Origin of the sequence: Kitasatospora sp. NPDC101801 (assembly GCF_044766665.1) — a bacterium.
Taxonomy (GTDB): domain Bacteria; phylum Actinomycetota; class Actinomycetes; order Streptomycetales; family Streptomycetaceae; genus Kitasatospora.
The window spans coordinates 47,741-72,356 of record NZ_JBIWML010000031.1; the positions used below are offsets into that span (position 1 = coordinate 47,741).

General features: G+C 71.7%; 22 protein-coding genes and 1 tRNA gene. 11 read left to right on the top strand and 12 right to left on the bottom strand.

Going from position 1 to position 24,616, the window contains the following annotated elements:
- The first annotated feature begins 209 nt into the window (after positions 1-209).
- The 6 genes from ACIRPK_RS27205 to ACIRPK_RS27230 all read left to right on the top strand — a co-directional run bounded on the left by ACIRPK_RS27205 (position 210) and on the right by ACIRPK_RS27230 (position 6,291).
- Positions 210-1,514: a substrate-binding domain-containing protein gene (locus ACIRPK_RS27205; RefSeq protein ID WP_403042800.1), complete on the top strand. Its 1,305-nt coding sequence runs from the start codon at positions 210-212 to the stop codon at positions 1,512-1,514.
- Positions 1,515-1,630: 116 nt separating this feature from the next.
- Positions 1,631-2,464: an ABC transporter ATP-binding protein gene (locus ACIRPK_RS27210; RefSeq protein WP_403042803.1), complete on the top strand. Its 834-nt coding sequence runs from the start codon at positions 1,631-1,633 to the stop codon at positions 2,462-2,464.
- Between the two features lie 107 nt (positions 2,465-2,571).
- Positions 2,572-3,342: an ABC transporter ATP-binding protein gene (locus tag ACIRPK_RS27215; protein WP_403042806.1), complete on the top strand. Its 771-nt coding sequence runs from the start codon at positions 2,572-2,574 to the stop codon at positions 3,340-3,342.
- Positions 3,342-4,208, top strand: coding sequence for a branched-chain amino acid ABC transporter permease (locus tag ACIRPK_RS27220; RefSeq protein ID WP_403042808.1), 867 nt, complete (start codon positions 3,342-3,344; stop codon positions 4,206-4,208). The genes ACIRPK_RS27215 and ACIRPK_RS27220 overlap by 1 nt, the downstream gene beginning before the upstream one ends.
- Before the next feature lie 116 nt (positions 4,209-4,324).
- Entirely contained in the window at positions 4,325-5,404 is a 1,080-nt protein-coding gene (locus ACIRPK_RS27225; protein WP_403042811.1) for a branched-chain amino acid ABC transporter permease, read from the top strand.
- Positions 5,401-6,291: an alpha/beta fold hydrolase gene (locus tag ACIRPK_RS27230; protein WP_403042814.1), complete on the top strand. Its 891-nt coding sequence runs from the start codon at positions 5,401-5,403 to the stop codon at positions 6,289-6,291. The genes ACIRPK_RS27225 and ACIRPK_RS27230 overlap by 4 nt, the downstream gene beginning before the upstream one ends.
- Positions 6,292-6,464: 173 nt before the next feature.
- Here ACIRPK_RS27230 and ACIRPK_RS27235 read toward each other — a convergent pair whose 3' ends face one another.
- The 3 genes from ACIRPK_RS27235 to ACIRPK_RS27245 all read right to left on the bottom strand — a co-directional run bounded on the left by ACIRPK_RS27235 (position 6,465) and on the right by ACIRPK_RS27245 (position 9,544).
- Positions 6,465-7,175 (bottom strand): VC0807 family protein, encoded by a 711-nt coding sequence (locus ACIRPK_RS27235; protein WP_403042817.1) that lies wholly within the window; start codon positions 7,173-7,175, stop codon positions 6,465-6,467.
- 180 nt (positions 7,176-7,355) lie between these two features.
- Positions 7,356-8,621 carry a hypothetical protein gene (locus tag ACIRPK_RS27240; protein WP_403042819.1) on the bottom strand — a complete coding sequence of 422 codons (1,266 nt, stop codon included), beginning with the start codon at positions 8,619-8,621 and terminating at the stop codon, positions 7,356-7,358.
- Between the two features lie 323 nt (positions 8,622-8,944).
- The gene (locus ACIRPK_RS27245; RefSeq protein ID WP_403042822.1) at positions 8,945-9,544 is read right to left on the bottom strand and encodes a DedA family protein; all 600 of its coding nucleotides are present in this window, start codon (positions 9,542-9,544) and stop codon (positions 8,945-8,947) included.
- 673 nt (positions 9,545-10,217) lie between these two features.
- Here ACIRPK_RS27245 and ACIRPK_RS27250 point away from each other — a divergent pair.
- Positions 10,218-11,327 carry an LLM class flavin-dependent oxidoreductase gene (locus ACIRPK_RS27250; RefSeq protein ID WP_403042824.1) on the top strand — a complete coding sequence of 370 codons (1,110 nt, stop codon included), beginning with the start codon at positions 10,218-10,220 and terminating at the stop codon, positions 11,325-11,327.
- A 130-nt stretch (positions 11,328-11,457) separates the two neighbouring features.
- Here ACIRPK_RS27250 and ACIRPK_RS27255 read toward each other — a convergent pair whose 3' ends face one another.
- Both ACIRPK_RS27255 and ACIRPK_RS27260 read right to left on the bottom strand, forming a co-directional pair.
- Entirely contained in the window at positions 11,458-13,503 is a 2,046-nt protein-coding gene (locus ACIRPK_RS27255; protein ID WP_403042827.1) for a putative bifunctional diguanylate cyclase/phosphodiesterase, read from the bottom strand.
- 401 nt (positions 13,504-13,904) lie between these two features.
- A complete protein-coding gene (locus ACIRPK_RS27260) occupies positions 13,905-14,330 on the bottom strand; it encodes an OsmC family protein (protein WP_403042829.1) in 426 nt (141 codons plus the stop codon).
- Positions 14,331-14,544: 214 nt separating this feature from the next.
- Here ACIRPK_RS27260 and ACIRPK_RS27265 point away from each other — a divergent pair, with 214 nt between their 5' ends.
- Positions 14,545-14,943: a chorismate mutase gene (locus tag ACIRPK_RS27265; protein WP_403042831.1), complete on the top strand. Its 399-nt coding sequence runs from the start codon at positions 14,545-14,547 to the stop codon at positions 14,941-14,943.
- 296 nt (positions 14,944-15,239) lie between these two features.
- Positions 15,240-15,989 (top strand): signal peptidase I, encoded by a 750-nt coding sequence (gene lepB / locus ACIRPK_RS27270; protein ID WP_403042834.1) that lies wholly within the window; start codon positions 15,240-15,242, stop codon positions 15,987-15,989.
- A gap of 108 nt (positions 15,990-16,097) precedes the next feature.
- Here the strand turns inward: lepB and ACIRPK_RS27275 are convergent, their stop codons facing one another.
- The 4 genes from ACIRPK_RS27275 to ACIRPK_RS27290 form a co-directional block, all read right to left on the bottom strand.
- Positions 16,098-17,093 (bottom strand): EamA family transporter, encoded by a 996-nt coding sequence (locus ACIRPK_RS27275; RefSeq protein ID WP_403042836.1) that lies wholly within the window; start codon positions 17,091-17,093, stop codon positions 16,098-16,100.
- Positions 17,094-17,189: 96 nt separating this feature from the next.
- Positions 17,190-19,481 (bottom strand): transglycosylase domain-containing protein, encoded by a 2,292-nt coding sequence (locus ACIRPK_RS27280; RefSeq protein ID WP_403042838.1) that lies wholly within the window; start codon positions 19,479-19,481, stop codon positions 17,190-17,192.
- A 141-nt stretch (positions 19,482-19,622) separates the two neighbouring features.
- Positions 19,623-19,985: a DUF427 domain-containing protein gene (locus tag ACIRPK_RS27285; RefSeq protein ID WP_403042840.1), complete on the bottom strand. Its 363-nt coding sequence runs from the start codon at positions 19,983-19,985 to the stop codon at positions 19,623-19,625.
- Positions 19,986-20,101: 116 nt separating this feature from the next.
- Positions 20,102-20,175: transfer RNA gene (locus ACIRPK_RS27290), tRNA-Lys, on the bottom strand.
- 98 nt (positions 20,176-20,273) lie between these two features.
- Between ACIRPK_RS27290 and ACIRPK_RS27295 the strand changes: the two genes are divergently transcribed.
- Positions 20,274-20,987 (top strand): DUF998 domain-containing protein, encoded by a 714-nt coding sequence (locus ACIRPK_RS27295; RefSeq protein WP_403042843.1) that lies wholly within the window; start codon positions 20,274-20,276, stop codon positions 20,985-20,987.
- Positions 20,984-21,823 (top strand): alpha/beta fold hydrolase, encoded by an 840-nt coding sequence (locus tag ACIRPK_RS27300; RefSeq protein ID WP_403042846.1) that lies wholly within the window; start codon positions 20,984-20,986, stop codon positions 21,821-21,823. The genes ACIRPK_RS27295 and ACIRPK_RS27300 overlap by 4 nt, the downstream gene beginning before the upstream one ends.
- A gap of 98 nt (positions 21,824-21,921) precedes the next feature.
- Here the strand turns inward: ACIRPK_RS27300 and ACIRPK_RS27305 are convergent, their stop codons facing one another.
- Genes ACIRPK_RS27305 through ACIRPK_RS27315 form a run of 3 tightly spaced genes read right to left on the bottom strand, consistent with a single transcriptional unit; the run spans position 21,922 to position 24,457 of the window.
- A complete protein-coding gene (locus tag ACIRPK_RS27305) occupies positions 21,922-22,584 on the bottom strand; it encodes a methionine ABC transporter permease (RefSeq protein WP_403042849.1) in 663 nt (220 codons plus the stop codon).
- Positions 22,581-23,579 carry a methionine ABC transporter ATP-binding protein gene (locus tag ACIRPK_RS27310; protein ID WP_403042852.1) on the bottom strand — a complete coding sequence of 333 codons (999 nt, stop codon included), beginning with the start codon at positions 23,577-23,579 and terminating at the stop codon, positions 22,581-22,583. The genes ACIRPK_RS27305 and ACIRPK_RS27310 overlap by 4 nt, the downstream gene beginning before the upstream one ends.
- Positions 23,576-24,457, bottom strand: coding sequence for a MetQ/NlpA family ABC transporter substrate-binding protein (locus ACIRPK_RS27315; protein WP_403042855.1), 882 nt, complete (start codon positions 24,455-24,457; stop codon positions 23,576-23,578). The genes ACIRPK_RS27310 and ACIRPK_RS27315 overlap by 4 nt, the downstream gene beginning before the upstream one ends.
- Positions 24,458-24,616: the final 159 nt, after the last annotated feature.

A 24,616-nucleotide genomic window follows, 5' to 3' on the forward strand; every position in this document is an offset into this window, starting at 1 on the left:
GCCGAGCGGCGCTTTCCATGGCGGCCGTGGCCATGGGGGTGGCTGGTTCCATGGCGATCGGGCACATGAGCCGGGGCGACGGTCGGGGATATGGCTGCCCGGCACACATCGACGGCTGACGCTGCGTCGTCCCGTCACATGTCGCCCGTTCGACGCCGCACCTACGGTTCCGGCATCCACCCCCGCCGTGTTGTCAGGAGTCGGCCATCATGCGCAGTTCGACCAGCACCCCAGGAACCGCAGCTCGGGCCGCGAGACCGACCGTCCGCCGAGGCAGCCGGCGTGTGCTCGCCGCCGCGTTGGGCGGTTTGCTCGCCGTGACCGTGGTCGGCTGTGCCAAGGCCGGCACGGCGGGCACCACGGCGGCCGACGCGGGCGGCTCCGGTGGCTCGGGCGGCTCGGGCAGTAGCGGTGCTCCGGTGAAGGTCGGACTGGTGTACTCCAAGACCGGTCCGCTGGCGGCCTACGGCAAGCAGTACCTGGAGGGCTTCAAGGCCGGGCTCGACTACGCGACCAAGGGCACCGGCGCGGTGGCCGGGCACCGGATCGAGATCGCCGAACAGGACGACGCGGGCGATCCGGCCAAGGCCGTCTCCGCCGCCAAGGACCTGATCGGCAAGGGGCACAAGATCCTGGCCGGCTCGACCGCTTCGGGGGTGGCGCTCCAGGTGGGCCCGATCGCGGCGCAGAACAAGGTGCTCTTCATCAGCGGCCCGGCCGCCACCGACAAGGTCACCGGACTGAACAAGTACACCTTCCGCTCGGGCCGGCAGTCGTACCAGGACATTCGTGCGGCGGCCTCGTTCATCGGGGACGCCAAGGGCAAGAAGGTCACGGTGCTTGCCCAGGACAACGCCTTCGGGCAGGGCAACGTGGCGGCGGTGAAGGCGGTGTTGGGCGGACAGGGGGCGACGGTGGAGTCGGTGCTCGCGCCGCCGAGCGCCACTGACCTCACCCCGTTCGCGACCCAGGCAAAGTCCGCCAAGCCGGACCTGCTGTACGTCGCCTGGGCGGGGGAGACCGCTTCCGCGCTCTGGACCTCGCTCAGCCAGCAGGACGTCTTCGCGGCGACCAGGGTGGTGACCGGCCTCGACCTGGCGGCCTCCTACCCGCTGTTCGGCCCGGCGGCCGAGCGGATCTCCTTCCTGAACCACTACTTCGACGGTGCGGCCGGCACCGAGGCCGAGAAGGCGATGACCGCCGCGGTCGGCAAGGCCGGCAGCAGGTCGGACATCTTCACCCCCGACGGCTTCACCGCCGCGCAGATGGTGGTGCACGCGATCGAGGCCAACAAGGGCTCGGCCGACGACACCGACGCACTCGTGAAGGCGTTGGAGGGGTGGAGCTTCGACGGGGTCAAGGGCAAGCTCACCGTCCGGGCCGAGGACCACGCACTGCTGCAGCCGATGTTCCAGGTGAAGCTCACCGGGACCGGTGCCGACGCGAAGCCGACGGTGGAGAAGACCCTGGCCGCTGACCAGGTGGCACCCCCGGTCACCCCGATCGCGGGCTGATCCCGATGCCGAACCGCGTGGTGGGAGCCGCCTCCCCGGCTGCTGACGGAGTCGACAGGGCGGCCGGGGCGGCCGGGGCGGTGGAAGGGGCTGGGGCGGACGGCGCCGACAGGGCGATGGGAACCCCGGCAGCGGAAGCCCAAGTCGGTGCCTCGGCTGCCTCGGCTGCCTCGGCTGCCTCGGCGGCTTCCGCGCGGCGGCCGCAGCCGAGGCTGCGGCTGCGCGGGGTGGGGTGGTCGGTCCGTGCGGTGCCGATTGTCGAGGATGTCTCCTTCGACGTGCACGAGGGCGAGTTCATCGCCTTCATCGGTCCGAACGGGGCGGGCAAGACCTCTCTGTTCAATCTGATCTCCGGGATCTATCCGGCGACGCACGGAAGCATCGAGCTCGACGACGCGGACGTCACCACCGAGTCGGTGCACGGCCGGGCCCGCCGTGGCCTGGGCCGGACCTTTCAGACCTCCTCCCTGTGGGGCGGGATGACGGTGGCCGACCATGTCCGGCTGGCCGCCCAGGCGGCGGCCGGGCCGGGTACCTCGTACCGGATCTGGCGTCGGGCCGGTCGGTACGCCGAGCAGGTGGCCGAGACCCTGGAGCGGACCGAACTCGCGCACCGGGCCGACACTTTGGCGAGTGCGCTGTCGCACGGCGAGAAACGCAAGTTGGAACTGGCCGTCCTGTTGGTCTCCGACCCCCGGGTGATCCTGCTGGACGAGCCGATGGCCGGAGTCAGCGCTGAGGAGGTCCCGGCCCTGACCACACTGATCCGCTCGGTGCACCGGGACCTCGGCCGCACCGTACTGATGGTGGAACACCACATGGACGTCCTGCTCGGACTCGCCGACCGGCTGGCCGTGATGCACCACGGCACGCTGCTCGCGCTCGACACCCCTGCTGCGGTGATGGCAGACGCCACTGTCCAGCAGGCGTACCTGGGAGAGGGACTGTGACGGACTCCTCCTTCCCGACCTCCGGTCGGACCGACGGCTCCGGGGGCACCGAGGCTGGTGCTCGCGCCGGTGTTGACGCCGCTGCTGGTGCCGCTGACCCCGGTGCCGTGGGTGACCGTGCGGCGTTGCTGACCGTGCGTGATCTGCGGGTGGTGATCGACGGGTTGCACATCCTGCACGGGGTGGACCTGGATGTCGCGCCGAGCGGGGTCACCGCCCTGCTCGGGCGCAACGGCGCGGGGAAGACCACCACGGTCAAGGCGATCATGGGGCTGGTGCCGCGCACCGGGAGCCTGCGGTTCGCGGGCACCGAGCTGGTCAAGCTGCCGACCCATCTGGTGGTCCGTCAGGGCATCGGCTACGCCCCGGAGGACCGGGGGATCTTCGCGGGTCTGACCGTGGCGGAGAACCTCCGGTTGGCCGAGCGGGACGGCATCCCGGCGTACGACCTGGTCCACGAGCTCTTCCCGGAACTCGCGCAACGGGCCGGGCAGTTGGCCGGGACGTTGTCCGGCGGACAGCAGCAGATGGTGGCGATCGGGCGGACCCTGCTCAACGGCAACCGCCTGATCATCGCCGACGAGCCGACCAAGGGCCTGGCGCCCAGGATCGTGTCCGAGGTCGCCGACGTGCTGGAGCGGGCCGCCGCGACGGTACCCGTCCTGCTGGTCGAACAGAACCTCGCCCTGGTCCGCCGGCTCGCCGGCACCTGCGCGGTGCTGGCCGACGGTCGGACCGCCCACCGGGGCGGGACGGCCGAGCTGCTCGCCGACGAGGAGGCCGCTCGCCGCCTGCTCGGCGTCGGCCGCCCCGTGCCCGCATCCACGACCGCTCCCGTCGCTCCGACTGCCGCTGTCACCACGGAGGTGGCCCCCTGATGGACACTGTCGTCCTCCTCACCTGCACCGGTCTCGGACTGGGTGCGCTGTACTTTCTGGTCGCCTCCGGGCTCTCGCTCATCTTCGGCCTGATGGACGTGCTCAACTTCGCCCACGGTGCGCTGCTCTCGGTCGGTGCGTACGCCACCTGGTGGGCGGGCACCGAGGGCGGGATGGGCTTCTGGTTGGCGGTGGTCTTCGGTACGGCGGTCGGGACGGTCGCGGCCGTCCTGCTCGAACTGGTGCTGATCCGTCCTCTCTACAACCGGCCCCGGGACCAGATCCTGGCCACGGTCGGTGTCGGTCTTGCGCTGCCCGCGCTGCTGATGGGGATCTGGGGGGCGGACTCCCGTCCCTTCCCCCAACCCGCCGCGCTCTCCGGCACGGTGGGATTGTTCGGTGCGATCGTCCCGGTCAATCGCTTCGTCCTGCTCGCGGCAGCGGCCCTGGTCCTGGTGGCGCTGCGGCTCTTCCTGAGCCGGACCCGGTACGGCTTGGTGGTCCGGGCCGGCGTCGAGGACCGTGCGATGGTCACGGCCCTGGGCATCGACGTCCGCAAGGCGTTCACGCTGGTCTTCGCGATCGGTGGTGCGGCCGCCGCCCTCGGCGGGGCGCTGAGCGGTCTCTACTTCGGCTCGGTCCACCCCGGCCAGGGGACCAGCCTGCTCATCTTCGCCTTCGTGGTGGTCGTGATGGGAGGCATGGGCTCCGTCACCGGAGCGGCGGTGGCCTCCGTCGCGGTGGGGCTGGTCCAGCAGTTCGCCAACTACTACACCGCTGCCGGGCTCGGCGACCTCTCGGTCGTCGTGCTGCTGGCCGTACTGCTCCTGGTACGACCGCGCGGACTCACCGGGAGGCTCGCGTGAGCACTGACACCTCAACCACGAGCACCGGAAGTGCCGCTGACGGCAAGTCTGCTCCAGCGGGGCCTGATCGCACCATCCCTCGAACAGGTGAATCAATCACGGAGCGCTCGACAGTCGTGCACAGAGCGCTACGCTGGTGGCCGATCGCTCTGCTGATCCTGTTCCTTGTCGCCCCATACAGTGCGCTTCCGCTTCCCGGACTGCTCGACGGCCCGCTCGGCAGTCCCGGCAGCCTGCAACTCATCGCCCTCTGCCTGGTCTACGGGGCGCTGGCCACCGGCTACGACCTCCTGCTCGGCCGCACCGGCCTGCTCTCGTTCGGGCACGCGCTCTACTTCGCCACCGGTCTCTACGCGACCGACCTCGCGATGCTCGAACTTCAACTCCCGTTCGCCGCCGCCGCCCTGTTCGGCATCGGCTGCTCCGTCAGCCTGGCACTGCTGCTCGGCTCGGTCAGCCTGCGGGTGACCGGCATCGGGTTCTCGATGGTGACGCTCGCGTTCGCCCAGGCCGGTTCCATCCTGGTCCAGCGCAACCCCGGTGGGGTCACCGGGGGCGAGGAGGGGCGAGCCGCCCCGGTCGAGATGCTGCCCGACAGCCTGGTCGGGATCGAGAACACCGCCAACCTCTACTGGATCGCCCTGGGGTACCTGGTGCTGACCTTGGCCATCGTCCACTGGACCGTCAGCTCTCCCACCGGCCGGGTCTGGGAGGGCATCAGGGAGAACGAGCGTCGGGTCGAGGTGCTCGGCCTGCGCCCCTACGGATTCAAGTTGCTGGCCTTCGTGATCGCCGGCGGCCTGGCCGGTGGCGGTGGGGTCGTCTACCTGTTGCTGACCGGCGGCGCGACCCCGCAGGCCGCCACCTCCGACGCGACCCTCGCGCTGCTGGTGATGGTGGTGCTCGGCGGCTCGGGCACCCGCTGGGGTCCGCTGCTCGGCGGCGTCCTCTACACCTGGGCGGGGCACCGGCTGGGCGATCTGGCGAACTCCTCGGCAATCGCCGACCTTCCGGCCGTGCTCCGGGTACCGCTGTCGCAGCCGCTCTTCCTGCTCGGTGCACTCTTCGTCGCCGTGGTCTACCTGCTCCCCGGCGGCCTGGCCAAGCTGCCCGCCCGTATCCGGGCCGGCCGTTCCGAAGCCGACCGGGCCGGCGTTCCCGGCCCGGCCCACTCCCTGGAAGGTGGCACCACGTGAGCTCCGGACCCACCCCGTACCAAGAGCTGACCGTCCCCGTCCCGGGCGGTGATCTGACCGTGCTTCGGTGGCCGGCCACCGAGCCGGACGCCCCGACCGTGCTGGCGCTGCACGGCATCACCGCGAACGCCCTGGCCTGGAGCGAGGTGGCCCGCCGTCTCGCCGGCCGGGCCACCCTGATAGCGCCCGACCTGCGTGGCCGGGCAGCCAGCCGGACGGTCACCGGGCCGTACGGTCTGGCTCGGCACGCCGACGACGTGGCCGCTCTGGTGGCGGCCCTCGACCTCGGCCCGGTCCGCCTCACCGGGCACTCGATGGGCGCGTGGATCGCCGCGCTCGCCACCGTCCGGCACCCGGGGTTGGCGTCCTCGCTGCTCCTGGTGGACGGGGCGGTCAGCTTTCCGCTGCCGGTCGGCGTGACTGAGGACGCCGCACTGGCCGCCGTGCTCGGCCCGGCCCTGGCCCGGCTGTCGATGACCTTCCCCGACCGGGACGCCTACCGGGAGTTCTGGCAGCGGCACCCGGCCTTCGCGGGCAGGTGGCCGGCCGGGTTCGAGGAGTACATCCAACGGGACCTGATCGGCACCGAGCCCGAACTCCGCTCCTCCTGTGTGCCGGAGGCGATCCGGCAGGACGGCGGGGAGGTCCTGCTCGACAAGGACGCCGCCGGGGCGGTCCACCGACTGCCGCTGCCCGCCGAACTGTTGTGGGCCGAGCGTGGCCTGATGGACGAGCCGCAGGGGCTGTACGACCCCGGCCGGCTCGCGTTCGCGGGGCTCGACCCGGAGCGGGTCAGGGCCACCCTTGTGCCGGGCACCAACCACTACACGATCGTTGCCGGCCAGGCCGGAGCCGAGCAGATCGTGCGGCGGCTGCTCGCGGGCTGATCCGGTCGTCACCGGGGCGCTGCGGCCGGCCAGAGCGCGGCGCCTGCCGACAGCCACCCCGTGGTGACGGGGTGTCGGCGCCGCGCAGCGACGCCTCGGGCCCCGCCGGATCATGTCCGGAGGGGCCCGAGGGAGCAGGGGTCGTCGGCGGGACACGGCGGTTACCGCCGGGGTCAGACCGACTCGGCGCCGATGCGCTCGGCCATCCGCCCCGCGAAGACGTTGCCGACGGCGATGCCGACGACGATGGCGGCCGAGAGCATGACGGGCCCCAGCCAGACCATGGTCTCGACGGGGAAGGTGTAGGCGCCGACGACCTTGGCCGCGCACTCGACGAGCAGCGCGGTGCCCCAGACGAGCGAGAAGTGCCGCTCGTTGCGACGGAAGGCGGCGTCCCCGGCGGAGAGCCGCACCCAGGCGGTGTCCCGGGCCGCACTGTTCTTGACCAGGAAGGGCCGCAGCCCGGCGCTCATCGCCGGTCGGCCGAGCAGCGCCGAGATCACGATGGCGCCGCCGAGCACGCTGGAGACCGCGCCGTCCTTGGCGATCATCAGCCGGGCGTCACCCGCCACGGTGGACAGGGCGATGCCCGCCACGTTGAGGGCCAGCATCAGCAGCGCGAGCGCATTCGTCGGCTGCCGCCGCACCAGGCCGACCACCGTCCGGACCACCGGCACCGCGCTGCTGAGGCCGAGGGCGGCGACCAGGCCGAGCCCGAGCAGTGAGTGGGCGGCGAAGTACACGGCCAGCGGCAGTGCCACGTCGACGGCCAGCGGCGCGAGCCCGGCGATCCTCGGGTCCACCCCGGCGCCGGGAGCGTCGGTGGTGGCGACGGAGTCGGTACGGGCGCTGCCGTCGATTCGAGTGCTGGTGCTGAGTGCCATCGCTGATTCCCCTGTCCGATGTTCCCTGGCGGCTGTCTGCTGCCTCCATGAGAATCCCGCGACAGGGGTACCGCCGGGCAGTGCCGCCGGTGATGACATCCGGATGACGGATGTCATGGTCTGACCCGTCGTCAACTGCACGCCGTCACCCGATCGGTACCTCCGGACGCGCCCCCGGCGTCACCCCGCCGAGCCGAGGAAGGCCGGCCAGCCCTCCGCAGGTGCCTTGCCCACCCCTAGGGTCCGCAGCTTCCGCAGCGTGGACTGGTCCTGGACCTCCAGCCACTCGACCAACTGACGGAACGACACCAGCCGGACGTCGGGCTTGCCCGCGATCACCTTGAGGGCCTCCTCGACGGCGTCCATGTAGATGCCGCCGTTCCACTGCTCGAAGTGGTTGCCGATGAACAGCGGTGCGCGGTTGGAGCTGTAGGCGCGGTCGAAGCCGGCCAGGTAGGCGTCCTTGGCCTGGGTGCGCCAGGCGTCGTACTTGGTCGGGTCACCCTTGGTGCTGCCGGCGGACTGGTTGGCCAGGATGTTGTAGTCCATCGAGAGCACCTGGAAGTTGTGCCCCGGGAACGGGATGGACTGCAGCGGGAAGTCCCAGATCTTCCCGTCCTGCACCTTCTGCGGCCAGATCTGCAGACCGCCCGGCGAGCTGGCGTCGTACTTCCAGCCCAGCTTGACCGCGGTCGGCAGCAGCGTTTTCTGCCCCTCCAGGCACGGGGTCCGAGCCCCGATCAGCTCCTTCTTGTAGTCGAAGGGCAGCGGGTCGACGTCGGTGAAGCCGGTGTTGGTCTTCCACTGGGTGACGAAGGAGACGGCCTGGTCGATCTCGCTCTGCCAGTCCTCGGGACTCCACTTGTTGACGCCGTTGCCGTCGGAGCGGGTGGAGCAGAAGTGCCCGTTGAAGTGCGTGCCGATCTCGTGTCCGGCCAACCACGCCTGGCTGATCAGCTTGAGGGTGCTCTTCACCGCGTTGTCGGAGAGGAACGGGATGTCTGACGCACCGACCGAGTGCTGCGGCGGGTGGTAGAGGTTCGCCTTGCTCTTCGGCAGGGTGTAGATGCCGGAGAGGAAGAAGGTCATGGTGGCCTTGTACTGCTCGGCCAGCTTGAGGAACCTCGGGAACTGGTTGTCGTCGGTGCCGCCCGCGCCGTCCCAGGAGAAGACCACGAACTGCGGCGGCGTCTCACCGGGCTTGAGCTTCTCGGGCTTCGGCTGGTTGGGCTGGGCCCCGGTGTCCGCCGCCGAGCCGTCCCCGATCGGCTTGCCCTTCACCGGCGCGGTGCTCGAACTGCCGCTGCTCTGCGGGCTTCCCGACGTGGAGGTGCCGGAACTCGAACCGCCGCTCCCGGAGCCGCTGTCGCTGCAGGCGGCCACCGCCCCGAGGGCGGCGGTTGCGGCGGTGGCACTCAGCACGGTCCTACGCGAGATGCTGCCCATGGTCTCCCCAGCCGTAGTGCATCCGACCATCCGTGCGGAAAAATCGGATATTGATGGATATTTCATCGCCAGCATGCCATGCGAGATGAGGGCACTTCAAAGCCCCTTCGTCGCGGGACAACACGCGACACAAGGGGCGTACGGCTCCACCATAGGAGCACTGTTGCAGTCTTGGGACAGTTCTCCGGAACACCGGCGTCGGAGTGCAGGTTTCGGGCCACGGGACTGGACCGCAGGAGCCGGGTCACCGGCAACAAGGCCAGGGCGACCAGACCAGGGCAGCGAGGCTCCGAGCCGGGCCGAAGCGGCGAACTGGGGGAGCGTCAGGTGAGCTTGAGCTCGCGGCGCCGACGGCGGACCAACCTGGCGACCGTGGTGCTGATCGCGGTGGCCGCGACGCAGGAGACGGCCAGGCTCAGCCAGTCGGTGTTGAACCAGTGACTGTTCAGCCAGCCCAGGCTCACGATGTACGAGGCCCAGATGAGCGCGGCCAGCGCGGACATCCGGAGGAAGCGACGGGAGGAGGACGCCGAGTGGCCGACGGCCAGGTCCAGGACGGTCCGTCCGGCCGGCACGAAGCGGGCCACGATCACCACGGCGGCGGCCGTCCGACTGGTCTGCCCACTGAAGTACTGCTGCAGCCGTTCGACACTGGCCGCCAGTTCTGGGCGGTCGTCGAGCCGACGCTGAACCCGGGGCGAACCACGGCGGGCCAGATTCAGCAGAACGAAGTCACCCAGGAACGACGCGACCGCGACGCCGGCTGCGAGCAGCAGCGGTGCACCGTCCACCTCGGCGGTGTTCAGGACGGCCAGGATGACGAGGGTGCCGCTGGGGATGAAGGGCAGGAAGGCGTCACCGAGCACGGCAAAGAGCGCCAGTACGCAGATCCATACCGGCCCTACCAGCGCTGCGGCGTCCAAGGCGATGCTCCCTCAACAAGTCTTCGGGAGGTGTCCCGATGACTACGGGGGTAAACGCTAGCGGGTTGACGTTTCATGCCATGAAGCACCCCCGTGTGTCACGCATCACGATACGGCCGGGCGAGCCGCTCGCCGACCGGAGGCCACGGCCGCAGGGCGCGGTGGAATTGGCGCGAGCCCCTGGGGCGGGGTGCCGCTCCAGGGGCTCACGGGGGTCCAACGGAACTGGTCCAGCCCGTCGACCTTGCAGGTGGGAGCGGGGGTGGCGGTGCGCGACCCCCGTCGATCGGAAAGCCTGCCGGACGGGGTCCGGCGGCGCGAGTCCTACAGCTGGCGACTTCTGGCGCTGGCGGCAAGTCGCCAACCCCTAATTCGCCACCCGGTAAAGGTTGCTGTCAGATCGTCAGGTCGGTAGGGGTGGTCGCGTGACCGTCGGTGGTGGTAGCGGTAGCTACCCGCCTACCCGGCCGGGCGGAGCACCCCCGCGCACCGGCCGGCGCCCTCCCGCCCGCACCGGCCGGAGCGCCGGCGCCCTCCGCCCGGACCAGGTGCACCCCGTCACCGGGAACAACCCGCACCCGCCATCGGGAACAGGAGACCTTCCGGTCCGGTTGATGGAGTCCCGACGGCAGGATCGGACATCCCGCACCCCGCCAGAAGGGAGAACCCCGGCATGACCTCCGAGGACGAGCCGCAGGCGAGCACACCGCAGGCCCCGCCCGCCGACCCCATCCGTGGCGTGACCCGAGGCACGGCCCCGGCACCGCTCTCCATCCTCGACCTTGCCACGGTCGGCGTTGGCCACTCGCCGAGCGAGGCGCTGGAGGCGACCACCCAGCTGGCCCGTAATGCCGAGCGCTGGGGCTACCACCGCTTCTGGGTCGCCGAGCACCACGGGATGCCCGGAGTCGCCAGTTCCACCCCGGCCGTGCTGCTGGCCCACCTCGGCGCGCACACCCGTACCCTCCGGCTCGGTTCCGGTGGTGTGATGCTGCCCAACCACGCGCCGCTCGCCATCGCCGAGCAGTTCGGCCTGCTGGAGTCGCTGCACCCGGGGCGGATCGACCTCGGCCTCGGTCGGGCGCCCGGCACCGACCAGGCCACCGCCCGCGCGCTGCGCCGGGGCGTGGCGGAGAGCCCGGACGACTTCCCCCAGCAGCTCGCGGAGCTGCTGCACTTCATGGACGGCGACTTCCCGGACGGCCACCCGTACGCCAGGCTCACCGCCGTCCCGCAGGGTGACGGGCGGCCGCCGGTCTGGCTGCTCGGTTCGTCCGGCTTCAGCGCACAGCTGGCAGGGCGGCTCGGTCTGCCGTTCGCTTTCGCGCACCACTTCAGCGCGGCCAACACCGTCCCCGCGCTCGACCTCTACCGGTCCTCGTTCCGCCCTTCGGCCGTCCTGGACGAGCCGTACGCGCTCATCGGGGTGAGCGCGGTGGCCGCCGACGACGAGCAGCAGGCCAGGCGGCTGGCCCGTTCGGCGGGGCTGGCGATGCTCCGGCTGCGTCGGGGGACACCGGGCCTGATCCCGACCCCGGACGAGGCCGAGCAGTACCCGTACAGCCCGGCCGAGGCCGACTTCCTGGACAGCTGGCTCGCCAATGTCGTGCTCGGCGCCCCCGGCGAGGTCGCCGACGGGCTGGAGTCGCTCCGCAAGCGGACCGGCGCCCAGGAGCTGATGGTGACCTCGCACATCCACGGCCACGAGGCACGGCAGCGCTCCTACGGCCTGATCGCCGAGGCGTACGGGCTGACCGCCGACGGTGGGACGCAGCCGGCGTGAGCCATGACCCGGGCACCCCGACGGCCGGACCTGACGGTCCGTGACCAGGTGCTCGGCACCAGGACAGCCGGCGCCAAGGCGGCCGACCCCAGGGCAGCCCGGACACGACGGCCCCGGACACGACGGCCCGTCAGGCCGAGCGGACGCGACCCTCGCGCAGTATGGCCGCGATCCGCTCGGCCTCGCCCGGGCGGGCGAAGTACCAGCCCTGGGCGGTGTCACAGCCGGTGAGCCGCAGCCGTTCGGCCTGGGAGGCGTTCTCGATGCCCTCGGCCGTCACGGTCAGGCCGAGCGCGTGGGCCAGCTGGACCATCGCGCCGACGATCTGTTCGTCCGCGTCGGTCCGCCGGAACCGGCTGTCCGGGCGTCCGCCCGGGGCCGGGTCGCGGAAGCCCTCGATGAAGCTGCCGTCCAGTTTGAGCACGTGCACCGGCAGCCGGGACAGGTAGGCGAGATTGGAGTAGCCGGTGCCGAAGTCGTCGATGGCGATCCGGATCCCCATGTCCGCCAGGGCCTGGAGCGCCTGGACCGGGCGGCCGCCGGGGCCGAGCACGGCGCTCTCGGTGATCTCCAGTTGGAGCAGCCGGGCGGGCAGGCCGGTGAGCTTCAGCGCCGCGGCGACGTCCGCCACCACGTCGGAGTCCCAGATCTGACGGGCCGCCAGGTTGACGCTGACGAAGGTCTCGGCTTCGGGGAACTCCAGCAGCCAGAGCTTGGCCTGCCGGCAGGACTCCTCCAGTACCCACTTGCCGAGCGGCACGATGGCGCCGGACTCCTCGGCGAGCGGGATGAAACGGTCGGGGGACAGCGTCCCGTACCGGGGGTGCCGCCAGCGGACCAGCGCCTCGGCGCCGTGCACGGTGCCGTCGGCCAGCCCCACCAGTGGCTGGTACTCGACGGTGAACTCGCCGCGTTCCAGCGCCGGTCGCAGGGCGGTGGCCAGCCGCTGCCTGGTCAGCTGGTGGGCGCCGCGGTCCGGGTCGTAGAGCGTCCAACGGGCCCGGCCGTCGGCCTTGGACCAGTAGAGCGTGGCGTCGGCGTCCTTCAGCAGGTCGGTGGGGGTGGTCTCGACGATCCGGCGCTCGACCACTCCGACGCTCGCCGTCACCGCCAACTGCTGGCCGGCCACGTCGAACGGCTCCTCGAGCATCTTGACCAGCTCGGTGGCGAGCTCGGTCAGTTGCGCGCTGCCGTCGCTGTCGCAGACCAGGACGGCGAACTCGTCCCCGCCCAACCGCGCCACCAGCCGGCCGTCGCCCCGGGCGAAGCCGTGCTCCAAGCGGGCGGCCACCGCCACCAGGAGCTCGTCGCCGACGTGGTGTCCGAGGGTCTCGTTGATCGCGGCGAAGCCGTCGAGGTCCAGGTAGCAGAGACCGACCCGCTTGCCCTGGTCGTCCGGCCCGCTCGCTTCGTCCGGCCCGGTCAGCCCGGGAAGCGTGGTCAGGTCGGGCAGGTCGACGAGACCGACCAGGTCGGCGATTTCGTCCAGGCCGTCGAGGCCGTCCAGCTTCGCCAACCCGTCCAGCTCCACGGCGCCCACCGGCTCGGTCGCGGCGTCCCCGGCGTCCCCCGGGTACCCGACCTCTCCGAGATCACCGGCGGCGTCGCCGAGCTGCCCCGGTCCGAAGAGCGCGTTGAGCCGCTCGAAGAAGAGGGTGCGGTTCGGGAGCCTGGTGAGCGGGTCGTGCATCGCCTGGTAGGCGAGCTGATCGCCCAGCAGTCGTTGTTCGGTCACGTCCTCGACCATGGCGAGGGTGTACATCGGCTGCCCCGCGCCGTCCCGGATCAGCGAGATGGTGACGTTGCTCCACACCGCGTGGCCCTCGCGGTGCTTGAGCTGCTTCTCCACCCGGAGCCGGTCGCGCTCACCGCGGACCAGCTCGAGGTAGAGCCGCCGGGGGTTGTCCTCGGGGTCGATGATCTCGTGGATGTGCGTGCGCACCAGGTTCGGCGCCTCGTGGCCGATCATGGCGGCGAACGCCGGGTTGGCCTCGATGATCCGGTCGTCGGAGCCGATCAGGGCCATCCCGATCCCGGCGTCGGCGAAGGCCGCGCGGAACCGCGATTCGCTGGCCTGGAGTGCGTCGACGAGTGCGTCGGGACCGCTGTCACCCAGGCCCAGTGGTCCGGAGCAGACCGGGCACGAACGGTCGGTCCCCTCGTTCCGACCCGGCACGGCATGCTCCCGTCCGCTGCTGATGCTGCTCCCGCCGACCGCACCGCAGTGGCCGGCTCACCGCTCCGTGAGGCCCTCGACGCTCGGTCGACGTTCGGTGCGGTGAACGCGGGTGGATGGCGTTCGGCAAGGAACAGGGCACTGCGGTGATCATAGGACGCGCGCAGTTGCAACGGCGACCGCCGCCAGGGTGATTCGTCAGGATTCGCAACAAGCGTGCCGGTACGTGACGGCGCCCCTGGCACACATCGTGAGATGCACACCAGGGGCGCACGCGCCCCCTCCCGCACCTCTCTTCAGACAGCATGACTTGTCGCTACGTGTCGCTGCCGGTCTGCGGAGAGCCGGCCGACGGAGCGTCAGCCGGACGGGCGGTCAGGGGGCCGGAGACGGCGAGCGGCTCAGGCGAGCTTCGCGGTCAGGGTGATGGTGGTGCCGGTCAGGGCCTGGCTCACCGGGCAGTTGGCCTTGGCGTCCTCGGCGGCCTTCACGAAGCCCGCCTCGTCGAGGCCGGGGACCTGGCCGGTGACGGTCAGGTGGATGCCGGTGATCCCGGTGCCCGGCTGGAAGGTGACGTCGGCCTGGGTCTCCAGAGCGGTGGGCGGAGTGCCCGCGCCCGCCAGGCCGTGGGAGAGCGCCATCGAGAAGCAGGCCGAGTGCGCGGCCGCGATGAGCTCCTCGGGGCTGGTCTTCCCGTTCGCCGCCTCCGCGCGGGAGGGCCAGGAGACCGGGAACTCACCGATGCCGGAGGAGGCGAAGGTGACCTCGCCCTTGCCTTCGAGCAGGTTGCCTTCCCAAGCGGTGCGCGCGGTACGGGTGGTTGCCACGATCAGGTACCTCCTGTGCTGGGGGACTGCTGGTCCGTCAGTGCCGGTCATGCCTCGCTCAGCCTACGGGGCGAGCGACGCACGGAGTTCCGAAACCGGCCACCGGGTCCGCCGGAGTGTCCACATGGCGGACCGAGGTGACACACTCCGGGATCGCCAGGAGGCGCCCCTGTTAGATTGCCAGAGCCCAGTCAGCTAGCCCCGGAGCCTCCCGATGACGGATCAGCCCACGCCCGCCGCCGCCTCCCCGGCCGGTGTCCCGACCGGCCTCACGGCCAGTTCCACGGCCGCCACCGGTGCCGCCGCCGACGGGAACGGCGGGATCGCCGAGTCGGTCCGGGCCGAGCTGGTCAGCCTGCGCGAGAGCATCGACAACATCGACGCCGCAGTGGTCCACATGCTGGCCGAGCGGTTCAAGGCGACCCAGCGGGTCGGCCGGCTCAAGGCCGAGCACAAGCTGCCGCCCGCCGACCCGGCCAGGGAGCGGGCCCAGATCACCCGGCTCCGCGAACTCGCCGCAGGCGCACACCTGGATCCGGTCTTCGCGGAGAAGTTCCTGAACTTCATCATCGCCGAGGTGATCAGGCACCACGAGGCGATCGCCCAGTCCTGATCCGCCCCTCCCCCGACTCCACAGTGGCAGGCCGCGAGCCCTGATCTGTCGGGCATGGCTAAATGTCTGATTTCGCGACAGTTCCAGTACGGCGTTAGCGTGCTGTTCTCCCCGGATCCCCGGAAAGGCAGGACAGCGCGATGGCCAGGAACTCCCAGCCCCACATGCCCCAGCCCCAGTCCCGGCACAGGATGCAGGACGCCGGCAGGCGGGCCCGGTACCGCCGGGACGGCGACGGTGCGCTGACCGGCGCGTCGCCGGTGGCGTCGGGCTGTGGCCCGCAGGCGGCCTGATCCGTGACTCTTCCTCAGTCCGGCCCGCTGGTCGGGACGTCGACCCCGGACGCCGAGTACAGCGCACCGCAGCACCCCGCCCAGGCCGGTGCCAAGGCCGACGGACGCCGCCGACGGCTGCCCTGGTGGGTCGAGTTCCCCGCGATGGTCGTGCTCGGTCTGGTGATCGCGCTGGCCATCAAGACCTGCCTGTTCCAGGTGTTCAGCATCCCGTCCGGTTCGATGGAGAACACCCTGCGGATCGGTGACCGGGTGGCCGTCAACAAGATGGCGCCGTTGCTCGGCTGGGAGCCCGCGCCCGGCGAGCCGGTGGTCTTCAAGGACCCGGGTGGCTGGCTGCCGGTGCAGCCGAGCAGCGGCAACGCGTTCTCCGACGCGGTCGGCAGCACGCTCAGCTTCGTCGGCCTGCTCCCGCCGAAGGACGACAACTACCTGGTCAAGCGGGTGATCGCGACCGAGGGTGAGACCGTCCGGTGCGCCGGCAAGACCCTCACGGTGAACGGTTCGGCGGTCTCCGAGCCGTACCTGCACCCGGGCGACGACTCCTGCTCGGGGCTGGACTTCGGCCCGGTCACCGTCCCGCAGGGGTACATCTGGGTCGAGGGCGACCACCGGAGCGGCTCCGCAGACTCCCGCTACCACCAGGGCGGACCGGGAGCCGGTGCCGTCCCGGTGGCCAACGTGGTCGGCCCCACCTCGGCGATCGTCTGGCCGCTGGGTCACCTGGACTGGTTCGGCTGGCTCGGCAAGTGACCCAGCGCCGGCACCCGACATCGCACCGGCGAGCGAACCCCGACCGGCGGCCGGACGCCCCCACCGAAAGCTGACGCCGGATCAGCCGCCGCCCGGCCCGCAGCGGGGTCAGCCCCGGCGGGCCGCCACGCTCGGCTCGGCGGGAGGTGCCGCCGTCTCCGGGGCGAGTTCGGCGGGGCGGCTGGTCTGGGCGGTGAAGGCGCCGATCAGCACCAGTGCGCCGCCGACCAGCTGCCAGCCGCCGAGCCGTTCGCCGAGCAGGAACCAGGCGGCCACGGTGGCGACCACGGCTTCCAGGTTGGCCACCACGGCGGCCACCGCCGGGGAGAGGAACTGCACCGAGACCACGCCGGTCAGATAGGCGAGCACGGTGGCGATCAGCACCATCCAGCCGGCGGCCAGCGCGGCCGGCAGCACCCGCCCGTTCATCACCACGTCCCCGCCGAGCACGCTCCAGTCCGCCGTCCACGGCTGGGTGAACGCGGTCAGGGCGACGGCGCCGACCAGCAGGCCGTACGCGCTGATCGCCATCGGGTCGACCGGGCTGTCGCCCTGCCGCCCGGCGTCGGCGAGCAGGAAGTAGCCGACCTGGCAGCAGGCGGCGCCCAGTCCGAACAGCACGCCGAGCGCGTCGAACGCCAGCCCGTGCCAGACCTCGACGACACAGGCCAGACCCGTCACCGCGACCCCGGCGCCGAGGGTGGCGGCCCGGGAGACCGGCTTGCGCTGGACGAACCTGAGGTAGCCGAGCAGCAGCAGCGGCCCGAGGTACTCGATCAGCAGGGCCACCCCGACCGGTATCCGGGAGATCGAGGCGAAGTAGCAGGCCTGCACCCCGGCGACCGCGAGCAGCCCGAAGCCGATCATCAGGCGCGGCCGCCGACGGAACGCGTCCCGGTGCTTGTACGCGAGCGGCAGCAGCACCACCGCCGCGCCGGTGACCCGGAGCCAGACCACGTGCAGCGGGGAGAGCCCCGCCTCGATCAGCGGCTTGGCCGCGGTTCCGGAGCCGCCGAAGGCGAGCGCCGAGAGCAGGGCGAGGGAGAGACCGAGGGCCCGGGGGGAGAGCCAGGAGACCTGAGGGAGTGGCGATGAGCTGTGCACCGACGCATTGTGCCAGCCGGACCCGTGGTCAGGTAAGGGGTGTCCATGCCTGACGGTCCTGCCGGATCGGCAGGCCGCCCCCGGTCAGCCTGCTGGTCAGCCCGCCGGCACCGCCTGCCGCGAGGCCGCCTCGTTGACCGGCGGTTCCCGGGTCGGGTCCGGCGGCGTCGGGGTCGGGGTCGGCTTGGGCGTCGGCGTCGGCGTCGGAGTGGGCTTCGGGCTGGGGGTCGGCTTCGGCGTCGGCGTGGGGGTCGGCCGCGCGCTGGTCGGGTCGGGGCCGACCGGGGTCGCGGGCTGCTCGGCCGGCGTCGACGCCGGGCTGTTCGGAGTGGTCGGGGAGGTGGAGGGCGTCGAGGACGGGGTGTCGGAGGGGTCGGCGGAGTAGCCCCGGCCACCGCTCGGCTCGGTGAACTCGCCGACCGGTCGGCCGTCGAGCGCCGCCGACATGTACGCGGTCCAGATCCGGGCCGGGAAGTTGCCGCCCGCCGCACCGGCGGCACCGCCGGTCCCGTCCAGCGAGACCTGCTTGCCGGTGACCGGGTCCTGGCCGAACAGGGCGACGGTGGTGACCAGCTCGGGGGTGTACCCGGCGAACCAGACCGACTTGAGGTCGTCGGTGGTGCCGGTCTTGCCGGCGGCCGGTCGGCCCAGCTCCTTTGCCCGGTAGCCGGTGCCGCCGGGGTCGCTCACCACGCCCTGGAGCATCGAGGTGACGGTCCTGGCGGTCTCCGGGCTGATCGCCTGGGTGGTCTTCGGGGCGGGCAGGGCGACGTTCTCGCCCTCGTGCTCCAGCGACTGCACCAGCCAGGGGGTGGTCTGCCTGCCGTCGTTGTCCAGGGTGGCGTACACCCCGGCCATGTCCAGCACGCTCGGGGTCGAGGTGCCGAGCGCGATCGAGGCGGGCGCCTGCTTCAGGCCGGGGGTGTCGACCGGCAGGCCGAGTGCGACGGCGGTGTCCCGGACCTTCTCCAGGCCGGTGTCCTGGGCGAGTTGGGCGAAAGCCGAGTTCACCGACCAGTCGGTGGCCTGCTGCAGGGTGATCTGCCCGTAGCTCTTGTTGCCCTCGTTCGGCGGCGCGTACGGCGTGCCGCGGCCGCCGACCACCGGCCGCTTGCTCCGGCCGTCGTACCCGGTCTGCGGGGTGATGGTCTGTCCGGACTGGGTCTCCGCGCCGCTCTCCAGCGCAGCGGCCAGCGCGATCGCCTTGAAGGTCGAACCGGCCTGGTAGTCCTGCCGGGTGGCGTTGTCGATCCAGTGCTTGGTGGCGTCCTGGCCGCCGTACAGGGCGACCACCGCACCGGTCTTCGGGTCCAGCGAGACCGCGCCGGCCTGCGCGGCGCCGTCCACCGGCCGGCTGTCCGGCTTGAGCCGGTCGGTCAGCTGCCCGCGCACGGCGGCGTCCAGGTCCTGCTGCCGCTTCGGGTCCACGGTCAGCTTGACGGTGTAGCCGCCCTGGGCGAGCTGGGCGTCGGTGAGCACGTTGTGCGCGGTGAGGTACTCGGTCGCGGCGGTCACCAGGTAGCCGGCCTGGCCGGCCAGGCCGGGGGCGCTCTTCGGCTCCTTCACCTCGGGGAAGGTGATCGCGGCGCGGTCGGTGGCGGAGAGCCAGTTCTCCTGCACCATCGCGTCGAGCACGTAGTTCCACCGGTTGGTGGCGTTCTGCTTGCCGGTGGGCGTGGCGGTCGAGACGTCGTAGGCGCTGGGCGCGTTGAGCAGGGCGGCCAGGTAGGCGCCCTGCGCGGGGTTCAGCTGGGCGGCGTCGATGCCGTAGTACGCCTGGGCGGCGGCCTGGATGCCGTACGCGCCGCGACCGTAGTAGGAGGTGTTGAGGTAGCCGGTCAGCACCTCGTCCTTGGTCTCGGTGGCGTCCACCTTGACCGCGATGAACAGCTCCTTCACCTTGCGGGCGACGGTCTGCTTCTGGTTCAGGTAGGTGTTCTTGACGTACTGCTGGGTGATCGTCGAGCCGCCCTGGGTGCTCCCGCCGGTCGCGGTGGCGAACGCGGCCCGGGTGAGGCCCTTCAGGTTGACCGCGCCCTCGTGGTAGAAGTTCCGGTCCTCGGCGGCGAGCGCGGCGTGCTGGGCGTCCTGGGAGATCTTGTCCAGGCCGACGTTCTGCCGGTTGGTCTGCCCGGTCCGGGCGAGCAGGGTGCCGTCCTGGTAGAGCCAGGTGTTGCTCTGCGCGGTGGCCTGCGCGTGCGCGTCGGGCACCTTCACCACCAGCAGCCCGAGCGCGAACAGGCCGACCCCGAGCACGGTGCAGACCAGCGTGCCGACCAGGGTGAACCGCCAGGTCGGTATCAGCCGGCGCCAGCCGGTCCGGCGTGGACGGGACCTACCGGTCTTCTGCGGGCGGGGGCGGGGACCGTTCGGGGCACTGCGGGGCAACGGGAGGCCTTTCCTGCGAGACCTGTGACGGTTGCTCACGCGGTCGGGATCAGACGATCCGTCCCAGCCTGCCCCGAACGGTATGGGCGATGTTAGGGACCTTTGTCCCGTTTTTTCTTACGCCGGTCTTATCGCACCCGTCTAGCGCTCAGGGAGTTCGCCCTCGACCCGCACCTTGGCGACGGTGTCGTAGAAGCAGAGGTACCCGGCGATCGCCGCCACCGAGTCGATCGGCTCCGGGTAGTACCAGGCCACGTCGGCCCGGTCGGCGAACGACCAGTAGGACGCCTCGCCCTTGAACGGGCAGGTGGTGTGCGTCGCGCTCGGCTGGAACAGCGTCAGGTCGACGTCCTCCGGCGGCAGGTAGTACCGGACCGGCAGCCCGGTCTCGAACAGCGCCAGCGGGCGGCTCGACTTGGCGACCTGGACGCCGTCGATCAGCACCGTCACCGTCTGCTCGGGGCGGACCAGCTCGATCCGGTGGCCCTGGGTGGGGTTCGACATGGGTGTGCTCCTCTGCTGGGTCGGCCTCTCCCGTCCATTGGACCTCGCGGCCGCCCGCCCCGGAGCGGAAACGCCGGAAGGCCCCCCACCTGAGTGAGGGGCCTTCCGACCGTCTGTGCGCCGCCAGGGACTCGAACCCCGGACCCGCTGATTAAGAGTCAGCTGCTCTAACCAACTGAGCTAGCGGCGCCTGTCCGACCCCGAGAACAATACACGCTCCGGCGGGAAGCTCCGAATCGGTTTCCGGGGCGGGCGGGGGCCGGCCGCCCCGGTGATTAGGCTGGTCCGGTGCCCAGCTCCGCAGCCCGCCGCCCAGGCCGGACCACCACGGCGACCGCCGCCCTCCTGCTGCTGAGCGCGCTCGCGTACACGGCGTGGGTGCTGGAGGTGGTGCTGAGCACCGGGCTCGACCCCGTGCAGGCGTACGTCAGCGAGCTGGCCGCCGAGGACCAGCCGCTCGGCGGCCTGTTCCGGGCCACCGACCTGGTCGCCGGGCTGGCCGTGCTGGCGGCGGCGGTCACCGCGCTGTGGCGGCTGGAGCGTCGCCCCTGGGCGGTGGCCGGCTGGTGGTCGCTGGCTCTGTTCGGCGCGGCCACGGCGGTGGACTCCCGGCTGCCGTTGAGCTGCACTCCGACCGCCGACCCGGAGTGCGCGGCCCGCGAGACGGCCGGTCTGGTCCCGGCCACCCACACCGCCCACGCCGTCAGCAGCAGCCTGGCCATGGTCGGCGCGATCGGCGCCGTGACGCTGCTCACCGTCGCCGCCCGCCGGTACGGCTGGTGGCCCCCGCTGGCCAGGTACGGCCCCTGGCTGGTGGGCGCCGAGCTGGCCGCCACGGCCTGGAGTCTCGCCGCGATCGCCGCCTTCGAGGCCGGGCACGGCACCTGGACGATGGGCGCGGGGCAGCGTTCGCAGATCCTGCTGATCGCGGTCTGGCTGGGAGTGCTGGCCCGGAGCGTGGCCGGCGGCGGGGCCGACGGGCGGCGGGAGGTGACGCGGTGACCGGCACGCGGTTCGTCCGGGTCGGCGGCCGGGCGGTGCACACCGTGGTCTCCGGCCGGGGCCCGGTGGTGGTGCTCAGCGGCGGGCTCGGCTGCTGCTGGTTCGACTGGGACCGGGTGGTCCCGCTGCTCGAACCGCACCGGACGGTGGTCCGCTTCGACCGTCCGGGCTTCGGCCTGAGCGAGTCCGTTCCGGGGCCGCCGACCGCCCGGGGCGAGGCGGACCGGATCGCCGCCCTGCTGGACGCCCTCGCGGTGGACACCCCCGCGACCCTGGTGGGCCACTCGATCGCGGCCTTCCACACCGAGGCGTTCGCCCGGCTGCACCCGGACCGGACCGCCGGGCTGGTGCTGCTCGACGGCAGCACCGAACCGACCGCCCGCCCGGGGCGGGCCCCGGCCCTGCGCGAGCTGACGGTCCGTACGCTCGGCGGGCTGGCCACCGCGACCGCCGTGCCGTACATGCTCGGCCCGGCCGCCCGGCGGGTGGTCGGGGCGGCGGCCACCCTCGGGCACCGCGATCCGGCGCCGGCCGAGCTGGTCCGGCGCTGCTACCGGACCAGCCGCTCGTTCCGGGCCGCGCTCGCCGAGAACACCCACTACCTCGACGTGGCCGCCGAGTTGAACCGACTGCGCCGGACGGCGCCGCTGCCCGGCGCCCCGGCGATCGTGCTGGCCGCCTCGACCGGCCGGGGCGGCCGGTCCTGGCTCGCGCGGCAGCGGGAGCTGGCGGCGCTGCTCGACGCGGAGTTCCGGGTGGCCGTCCCGGCCGGCCACCTGCTGATGCAGGACCGGCCCGGCGACGTGGCCGCCGCGGTTCTGGACGCCTCCGGCTGACGGCGCCACCGTGCTCGGGGCCACGGGAGGCACACCGGAGGCACTACGGAGGAACCGTCGGAGGTCAGCACAGCCGGAGGCCACCGCCACGGGAGCGGTCAGCGCCGGAGCACCTTGCGGGCCAGCAGGTTCCCGGTCAGCTGGGCGATCTGCACCAGCACGATCAGCACGGCCACCGTCACCACCATCACCGAGGTGTCGAAGCGCAGATAGCCGTACGTCATGGCCAGGTTGCCCACCCCGCCGCCGCCCACCGTCCCGGCCACCGCCGAGAAGTCGATCAGCGCCACCAGGATGAAGGTCAGCCCGAGGATCAGCGGGCCGAGCGCCTCGGGCACCAGCACGGTCAGGATGATCCTGACCGGTCCGGCCCCCATCGCCCGGGCCGCCTCGATCACCCCGGGCTCGACCGCGACCAGGTTGTTCTCGACGATCCGGGCCACCCCGAAGGTGGCCACCACCACCATCGGGAAGATCGCCGCCTCGGTGCCGATCATCGAGCCGGTGACCGCCCGGGTGAGCGGGGCCATCGCCACGATCGCGATGATGAACGGCACCGGACGGACCAGGTTGATCAGCAGGTTGAGCAGTGAGAACACCGCCCGGTTCTGCAGCAGGTTGCCCTTCCGGGTGGCGTACAGCAGCAGGCCGAGCACCAGCCCGAGGACCGAGGAGAGCAGCAGGGTGACCAGCACCATGTAGACGGTCTGCCCGGTCGCGTCGGCGAGCTTCGGCCAGAAGACGTTCCAGTCGACCTTCATGCGGCCAGTACCTCCGAACGACGCTCCCAGGCGGCCAGGAAGGCCGTCAGATCCGCTTCCGCGCCGTGCAGTTCGACGGTCAGGCTGCCCAGCGGGAGCGCGCCGACCTCGCTGATCCCGCCGTGCACCAGGGAGAAGTCCAGCCGGTGTTCACGCAGCAGCCGGGAGAGGCCGCGGCCGAGGTCCCCGTCGTGGGTGAACGGCACGGTGAGCAGCCGGCCCGGATGCCGGCCGCGCAGCCGCTCCAGGGTGGCGCCGGCCGGGCGGTCGGGCAGCACGGAGCGGACGAAGGCGGCGGTGGTGGGGTGTCGGGGGTGGGCGAACACCCGGTACGCGTCGCCGGTCTCCGCCAGCCGTCCGGCGTCCAGCACCGCGACCCGGTCGCAGATCCGCCGCAGCACGTCCATCTCGTGGGTGATCAGCACGATGGTGACGCCCAGTTCGGTGTTGATCCGCCGGAACAGGTCGAGCACCTCCAGAGTGGTCTCCGGGTCGAGCGCGGAGGTGGCCTCGTCGCTCAGCAGCACCTTGGGCGAGTTGGCCAACGCCCGGGCGATGCCGACCCGTTGGCGCTGGCCGCCGGAGAGCTGCTCGGGGTGGCGCTTGGCGTACCCGCCGAGGCCGACGAACTCCAGTGCCTCCAGGGCCCGTTGCCGGACCACCGGGCGGGAAAGCCCGGCCAGCTTCAGCGGGTAGGCCACGTTGCCGAGCACGGTGCGCGACTTGAACAGGTTGAACTGCTGGAACACCATGCCGATCTCCCGCCGGTGCTCGCGCAGCCGGCGTTCGCTCAGGTCGGTCAGCTCGGTGCCGTTCAGCCGGACCGAACCGGCCGTCGGCCGCTCCAGCTGGTTGATCAGCCGGAGCAGGGTGCTCTTGCCCGCGCCGCTGTGGCCGATCACCCCGAAGATCCCACCGTCCGGCACGGTCAGGCTGACCCGGTCCAGCGCACGGAAGTCCCCGTACTCCTTGCTGACCTCGACCAGCTCGATCACCTGCCCTTCACCTGCTTGGCCAGCCGGTCCAACTCGGCCTGCAGGGCGGCCCGGTCGAGGTCGCTCGGCACGCTGGCGCCCTTGGACTCCTCGGCCGCGGCGGCCTGCACCTCGGGGGAGTGGTAGAGCTCGGCGATCCGCAGATAGGTGGCGTTGTCCCGGTCGGTGGCGCGGGCCGCGATCACGTTCACGTACGGGCGGGTGCCCGGGTTCTTCGGGTCGTCCCGGAAGATCGCCTGCTTGACCTCGTACCCGGCCTGGCCCGCCACCCCGGAGTTGATCACGGCGGCGGCGGTGTCCTGCAGGCTGCGCGGGGTCTGCTGGGCGTCCACCGGCACGATGGTCAGGTGCTTGGGATTGGCCGAGATCGACTCCGGGGTGCCGTACAGGCCGGTGTCGGCCTTCAGCTCGATCAGCTTGGCCTGCTCCAGCACCCGCAGCGCCCGGCCCTGGTTGGACGGGTCGTTCGGGACGGCGATCTTCCCGCCGTCCGGGATCTGGTCGACGCTCTTGTGCTTCAGCGAGTACAGCCCGAGCGGGGAGACCGAGGTGGCGCCGATCGGCACGATGTTCGTGTTGTTGTTGGCGTTGAACTGGCTGAGGAAGGCCAGGTGCTGGAAGGCGTTGAGCTCGATGTCGCCGGCCGCCAGCGCCTTGTTGGGCAGGGCGTAGTCGTCGAAGGTGACCAGCTCGATCTCGATGCCCTCGGCCTTGGCCTTCTGCTTGAGCACGTCCCAGTCGGAGCTGGCCCCGGAGATGCCGATCCGGACCTTGCCCGAGCCCGCGCTGTCGGTGGAGCAGGCGGTCAGCAGGGTGGTGGAGAGGGCGATGGCAGCGGCGGTGGCCGCGAGCCGGACAGGGAAGGAGGGGTGTTCCATGCCTTTGATCCAAGCATGAGAAAAAGCGATGACCTTCAAATCCAAGGCATATTTCACATCGGTTCAAGAGATTGAAACATCCCGTACGAATGCGAAGGGCCGTCCGGGATGCCCCCGGGCCCGAACTGCCGGTGCCGTGGGCCCGGAACCAGCTCGCGC